Below are 7,152 nucleotides of genomic sequence, written 5' to 3' on the forward strand. Positions count from 1 at the left end.
GGCTTCCAGAATGGCGTCGATGATCGCCACAAACGGTGCTAGCGTCGGAGAAACCGGGGCCGGCGTTCGCCGATAACCGGGTGGCGCTGCGAACTGGCACATCTTCCGGACAGTATTGCGATGGATGCCGAAGTAGCGCGCAACAGCACGCTCACTCTTGTTCTCGACCATCACGGCGCGACGTACTTTGACGTATAAGTCCACGGGAAACATCCTTTCCGCCTTTCTTATGCACCTTCAGGCACATAAGACTACAGGCTAGGATTGGTACACTTTTAACGCGCCATTCATGGCCGTTCCAAGTGCGCTTTCCGGTACATTATTCACGCGGCATTTATATCTATGCCACACCGGCTAATTTTCGAGCGTAGGCAGTGGGAGCTCTCCTCCTCTATCGTCTAGTTTTTTCAGAACGATTCTTTCGCGCATTTTGAATTCGAACTCTTCCAGCTCGACGACCTGTTTCTTCCTACCATCTTTTTCTTCTTCTGTTGCCTTCGGCATGTATTTTTGAATGGCAGCATCGAAGTGCTCAACACTTTCCCAAATTCCGATGTTGATGTATGTTTCGTAGTGCTGATCAGTAACGCTAAAAGTATTGAACTTTGGATCTGGTTTACTTATTGGCCTCGTAAGAATTTCTCTATAAAAACCATCGGGCTTGCCCACCTTCATGTTTTCCCGCCAGTGCTTCTCGAACTCCTCGCGTTTGTCTGGCTTGATGAGCCAATGAACTAAAATTATCTCCATACGATCTCCAGGAAAGCATAGCGTAAAGTGGACGTCAACGAGGTTGACGCATGACAACAGTCAGTATGATGCCTAATCTCGCCTCAAGCAATTGCTAGCCTTAAACTGTCCACGCCATTCGCAATGTAGGATTCGGCAATGTCTACACGAGTAGCCGTTTTGAGGCCCTCGACGAACCGGGTTGTTCCGTCACGATGGAGCGCTCTGTAGACATCATCACGCACGTTGAGAACTGGCGCCAGGATGCCTGCTCGAAGGTACGGTATACGAAGGTTGCTCTGCCGCATTGCTTGGATATACATCCACTCTACACAAATATTGAAAAAACGATAAAGATATTTGCTTTGAGATTCCGGCCTCGGGTTTGAGCTAGTGTATAGCTTGTCTAGATCGAGGGCGGTTCTCAGAAGAAACGAGCGAAATGCGGGGAGAGGGGGAGTCTTGGCGTTCGGCGCCAAATTGCGATGCTGCCGATAATGCAAATTATCTCGTAAAAATTTTAAGGTATTGCAGATTACAAAACCTACACAGTGCCTACACAATTTCCACATAACAAAAAGCCCGCTTCAATGAGCGGGCTAAGTGTTTGATTTTATTGGGGTGGCTGATGGGGCTCGAACCCACGACAACAGGAATCACAATCCTGGACTCTACCAACTGAGCTACAGCCACCATTGCTGTACTACTGCAATTACCATCATGCTTATTCAGCACTAAGGCAGCTGGCAATTATACAAACTTGCCCGCCGCTTGGCAAATTAATTTAGCGTTTTTTATGAAATTCCTGCTGGCTGACCGATTGTCCCCACCATCGACACCGGCGGATGCAGCTGCAGCAGGTTGGCAAACGCGGTCGTCAGGGCTGACTGGCTACCGCTGGTGAAGGCGTTCACCTGGCCCGCACGCGGGGAAGTGCGCAGCAGTTTGTTTTCAGTCAATATCTTCACCAACTGCCGGCTGACCGCAGCGCCGGTATCGATAACGGTTACTGGCCGGGATGTCAGCTCGCCAACGATTTCTTCGATCAACGGCCGCACGAAAGGGTAGTGGGTGCAGCCTAGCACCAGCGTATCGGCGCCTTGCTTTATCAACGGACTGATATAACGTCGCAGCAGAAGCGCGGTTTGGGCAGAGCGCAATTCGCCTTTTTCAATCTGGTCGACCAGGCCGACACAGGCCTGCAGCTCGAAGCGTGCACCGCTGGCCGCGCTGATTTGCTGTTGCAATGTCAGCAACCGGGCACTCAGTAGCGTCGCTTTTGTGGCCAATACGCCGACGATCTTGCTCTGGCTTTGGGAAGCAGCCGGCTTGAGTCCGGGTTCGATGCCGATTACCGGTAAATCCGGATAAGCGCTGCGTATCCCCTGGATAGCGGCGGTGGTAGCGGTATTGCAAGCAACTACCAGCGCCTTGACGCCGCTTTGCAGAAGGAATTCCGTCACCGCCAGCGAGCGTGCGGAAATTTCCGCTTCCGATTTATCGCCGTACGGGGCATAAGCCGAATCGGCAAAATACAAAAGATCTTCGTGCGGCAGATGCTGATGAATATGCTGCAGCACCGACAAGCCGCCGATGCCGGAATCAAAAATGCCGATGGGCGCAACTTGCGCCATCGGCATTTCTTGAGTGCTACTGGTCATCGTATTGATTCTTCGATCAAGTCGAATCAGATGGTAGTCACAGGGATCTTCGACAGCGCCGCATGCGCGATCTTTTCCTGCCATTCCTTCGGCCCGGTGTTGTGCACCGAAATGCCGTTGGAATCGACCGCCACCGTTACCGGCATATCCTTGACGTCGAACTCGTAGATTGCTTCCATGCCGAGGTCGGCAAAGCCCAGCACCTGCGCCGACTTGATCGCCTTGGAAACCAGGTAAGCAGCGCCGCCAACCGCCATCAGGTAAGCCGACTTGTGTTTCTTGATCGATTCGATCGCCACCGGGCCGCGTTCCGATTTGCCGATCATCGAAATCAAGCCGGTTTGTTCCAGCATCATGTCGGTGAATTTATCCATGCGGGTAGCAGTAGTCGGGCCGGCCGGGCCAACCACTTCATCGCGCACCGGATCAACCGGGCCGACGTAATAGATCACGCGGTTAGTGAAATCCACCGGCAGCTTCTCACCCTTGGCGAGCATGTCCTGGATACGCTTGTGCGCAGCATCGCGGCCGGTCAGCATCTTGCCGTTCAACAGCAGAGTCTGGCCTGGCTTCCATGATGCGACTTCTTCTTTCGTCAACGTGTTGAGATCAACCCGTTTCGATTTCTCGGTATCCGGCACCCAATGCACTTCCGGCCATTCCGACAGCGATGGCGGCTCCATGTAGGCTGGACCCGAACCGTCGAGCACGAAGTGGCCGTGACGGGTCGCCGCGCAGTTTGGAATCATCGCCACCGGTTTCGATGCCGCATGGGTCGGATGCATCATGATCTTGACGTCGAGCACGGTGGTCAGGCCGCCCAGTCCCTGTGCGCCGATGCCCAGTGCATTGACCTTCTGGAACAGTTCGATACGCAATTCTTCAGTCTTGTTTTGCGGGCCGCGCTTGAGCAGGTCGTACATGTCGATATCTTCCATCAACACTTGCTTCGCCATCAGCATCGCCCGTTCCGCAGTACCGCCGATACCGATGCCGAGCATGCCCGGCGGGCACCAGCCGGCGCCCATGGTCGGCACAGTCTTCATGACCCAGTCGACCAGCGAATCGGAGGGATTCAGCATGGCGAACTTGGTCTTGTTTTCCGAACCGCCGCCTTTAGCTGCGATTTGCACGTCAATCGTATTGCCCGGCACCAGTTCCATGTGCACCACGGCTGGCGTGTTGTCTTTGGTGTTCTTGCGTTCGAATTGTGGATCGGCCACGATCGATGCGCGCAGCATGTTGTCCGGATTCAGGTAACCACGGCGCACGCCTTCGTTGACGGCATCGGTGATCGAACCCTTGAAGCCTTCAAAGCGCACATCCATGCCGATTTTCAGGAACACGTTGACGATACCGGTGTCCTGGCAGATCGGCCGCTTGCCTTCGGCGCACATGCGCGAATTGGTCAGGATCTGCGCAATCGCGTCTTTCGCCGCAGGACTTTGCTCCTGCTCGTAAGCACGCGCCAGATGCTGGATATAGTCGACGGGATGGTAATAGCTGATGTACTGGAGCGCAGCGGCTACCGACTCGATGAGATCTTCTTGCTTGACTGTGGTGAGGGTGGTCATGGCGTTTCTCGGTAATGGAATTCGGAATTCGGTAAAAGTATTCGGTGAAAATTCGCTATAAGAAATTACAACAAGTACATTCAGTGGCGCATGAGGATTCGGTTCGTCCGGCTCGGCGGGTGGCTGATGTTTTTCGCGCGGAAACTTGTATGTTGCTCATTGGAATTATCGGGAAGGAATTAAGCGTCGCTATTTTACACTTCTTGTACGGTTTTCATGGACTGCGGCCAACTTGCCACGGCGATTCCCGTCAGCACCAGCGCCAATGCCGCAAAATGGCCCCAGCTTAAACTCTCGTGCAAAAACACCACCCCGATAAAGGCCGCGGCCAGCGGCATCAAGGCGGTGAAGATGCCCGCCACATTGGCTTGTACGTGTTTGGTACCCGTTAGCCACAGCCAGAACGCGATCACGCTGGCCGCCAGCGCATACCAGAAGATCAGCATCCACATGCCGGCCGTGACCTGGCTGAAATCGTAAGACACGGCGGCAGTCAGACCGAACGGCAGCATCAGCAACAGGCCGAACAGGTGGCTATAGGCGGTAATCCGCATCGGCGACAGGGTTTGCGTCAGTCGCTTGGACAGCACCACGTAAGTGGCCTCGCACAGCACCGCAGCCATGACAAACAGATTGCCGATCACCGAGGTGTCGCCGCCGTCGCTCTTGCTAAGATTAAGCACGGCGATACCGGCAATCGCCAGCAGGATTGAGGCCAGCGTACGCGGCTGCAGTCTTTCCTTGAGGATCAAACGCGACAGGATTGCCACTGCTGCCGGCAAGGTGCTGGTAATCACGCCCGCAGCGGTAGCGGTGGTGTGCTGAACGCCATACAACATGCACAGCGTAAATAAGAATGTACCGAAGAACGCCTGCCCAAATAGCGTCAACCATTCGTGGCGCTCCAGGCGCGGCGCTGCCTTGAAGAACTGCGGCGCCATCACGATCACGGCGATAACAAAACGCAACAGGCCGAACACTACCACCGGCATCACGGCGATGATTGCTTTGCCGAAACCGATATTGGCGCCTACCAGCATCATGGCTAGCGCCAGGTAAACGTAAGATTTTGTGTGTTGCATGAGCTGTAGGAATAAGCTGAATGTGCGATCATATCCGATTGCGGGGTGGATTGTAGGGCGCTGGTAGCGCTAGCATCGATTTATGTAAGGCCTAAGTAAGTGTAAAAGTTTACTTTTAGCGTCAACTTAGTATTAATTTTTATTAAAAGCAGGAGACAGCATGGCGAACATCGAAACCTTTGGCCAGGAAACCCGCATTTTTCCAGCCCCGGCAGAATTTTCCAAAACTGCAGCAATTTCCGGCATGGACGCGTACCGCGCTCTGGTAGCTGAAGCCGAGCAGGATGAGCAGGGTTTCTGGGGCCGCCTGGCACGTGAAAACCTGCAGTGGCAAACACCTTTCACCAAGGTGCTGGACGAATCCAATGCGCCGTTCTACAAATGGTTTGACGATGGCAAGCTGAACGTTTCCTACAACTGTCTCGACGTGCATTTACACAATGGCAATGCCAACAAAGTCGCGGTGATCTTTGAAACCGACAGCGGCGATGTCACCAAAGTCACCTATCAGGAATTACATAAAAAAGTTTGCCAGTTCGCCAATGGCCTGAAATCGCTCGGCATCAAGAAGGGCGACCGGGTCGTCATCTACATGCCGATGTCGATAGAAGGCGTAGTTGCGATGCAAGCTTGCGCCCGTATCGGCGCCACGCATTCAGTAGTGTTCGGCGGCTTCTCCGCCAAGTCGCTGCAAGAACGCATCATCGATGCCGGCGCGGTCGCCGTGCTGACCGCGGACGAACAAGCACGCGGCGGCAAGCGCCTGCCATTGAAATCCATCGTTGACGAAGCATTGGCTTTGGGCGGTTGCGACACCATCAGGAACGTAGTGGTCTACAAGCGCACCGGCGGCGACATCAATTTTGTCGCCGGCCGCGATCTGTGGCTGCACGAACTGGTAGCATCGCAGGCAGAAACCTGTGAGCCGGAATGGGTCGATGCAGAACATCCGCTGTTCATCTTGTACACCTCCGGTTCCACCGGCACCCCAAAAGGCGTGCAGCATTCATCCGGCGGTTACCTGCTGTGGGCGGCGCTGACCATGAAATGGGTATTCGACATCAAGCCGGACGATGTCTACTGGTGCACCGCCGACATCGGCTGGATTACCGGTCACACCTATATTGCCTACGGCCCGACAGCTGTCGGCGCCACCCAGATCATTTTCGAAGGCGTGCCGACTTATCCTAACGCCGGCCGTTTCTGGGATATGGTGCAAAAGCACAAGGCCACCATTTTCTATACCGCACCGACCGCGATCCGTTCCCTGATCAAAGCTGCCGATGCCGACAAGAACGTGCATCCTTCGCAATACGATTTGTCGTCACTGCGCTTGCTGGGCACGGTGGGTGAGCCGATCAATCCGGAAGCCTGGATGTGGTACCACAAAAATATCGGCGGTGAGCGTTGCCCGATCGTCGACACCTTCTGGCAAACTGAAACCGGCGGCCACATGATCTCTCCGCTGCCAGGTGCTACGCCGCTGGTACCGGGATCCTGCACCTTGCCATTGCCGGGTATCCAAGCCGTGATCGTCGATGAAGCAGGGCAGGAACTGCCAGACGGCCACGGCGGCATCCTGGTCGTCAAGCGTCCGTGGCCATCGATGATCCGCGCCATCTGGAACAATCCAGAGCGTTTCAAGAGCGCCTACTTTCCGCCCGAGTTCGGCGGCAAGCTGTACCTCGCCGGCGACGGCGCGATCCGTAACAAGGATACCGGCTATTTCACCATTACCGGCCGTATCGACGATGTGCTGAACGTCTCCGGCCACCGCATGGGCACAATGGAAATCGAATCGGCGCTGGTCGCCAACCCGATCGTGGCCGAAGCCGCGGTAGTCGGCAAGCCGGATGAGACCACCGGCGAAGCCATCTGCGCCTTCGTCGTCCTCAAGCGCAGCCGCCCCACCGGCGACGAAGCCAAGAAGATCGCCAAGGAGCTGCGCGACTGGGTCGCCAAGGAAATCGGCCCGATCGCCAAGCCAAGGGAAATCCGCTTCGGCGACAACCTGCCGAAAACCCGTTCCGGCAAGATCATGCGGCGTTTGCTGCGAGTATTGGCGAAAGGCGAGGAAATCACTCAGGACATATCAACTCTGGAGAA

5 protein-coding genes, 1 tRNA gene and 1 pseudogene are annotated in these 7,152 nt (G+C 55.1%); 1 reads left to right on the top strand and 6 read right to left on the bottom strand.

Going from position 1 to position 7,152, the window contains the following annotated elements:
* The 6 genes and pseudogenes from BM205_RS23795 to BM205_RS23825 form a co-directional block, all read right to left on the bottom strand.
* A pseudogene (locus BM205_RS23795) lies at positions 1–204 on the bottom strand (IS21 family transposase); the annotation flags it as partial.
* 150 nt (positions 205–354) lie between these two features.
* Positions 355–750 carry an antibiotic biosynthesis monooxygenase family protein gene (locus BM205_RS23800; RefSeq protein WP_092417322.1) on the bottom strand — a complete coding sequence of 132 codons (396 nt, stop codon included), beginning with the start codon at positions 748–750 and terminating at the stop codon, positions 355–357.
* Between the two features lie 596 nt (positions 751–1,346).
* Positions 1,347–1,422 (bottom strand) — tRNA-His (locus tag BM205_RS23810).
* 101 nt (positions 1,423–1,523) lie between these two features.
* Positions 1,524–2,390, bottom strand: a complete 867-nt coding sequence (gene murI, locus BM205_RS23815) for a glutamate racemase (RefSeq protein WP_254784026.1) — start codon at positions 2,388–2,390, stop codon at positions 1,524–1,526.
* Positions 2,391–2,416: 26 nt separating this feature from the next.
* Positions 2,417–3,964, bottom strand: a complete 1,548-nt coding sequence (locus tag BM205_RS23820) for a fumarate hydratase (RefSeq protein WP_092417326.1) — start codon at positions 3,962–3,964, stop codon at positions 2,417–2,419.
* Positions 3,965–4,158: 194 nt separating this feature from the next.
* Positions 4,159–5,046 carry a DMT family transporter gene (locus tag BM205_RS23825; protein ID WP_092417328.1) on the bottom strand — a complete coding sequence of 296 codons (888 nt, stop codon included), beginning with the start codon at positions 5,044–5,046 and terminating at the stop codon, positions 4,159–4,161.
* Positions 5,047–5,206: 160 nt separating this feature from the next.
* Between BM205_RS23825 and acs the strand changes: the two genes are divergently transcribed.
* Positions 5,207–7,152 (top strand): acetate--CoA ligase (acs, locus tag BM205_RS23830; protein ID WP_092417330.1); only part of this gene is annotated, 1,946 nt, incomplete at its 3' end.

The sequence above is a fragment of the Collimonas sp. OK307 genome, from assembly GCF_900113705.1.
Classification (GTDB): domain Bacteria; phylum Pseudomonadota; class Gammaproteobacteria; order Burkholderiales; family Burkholderiaceae_D; genus Collimonas.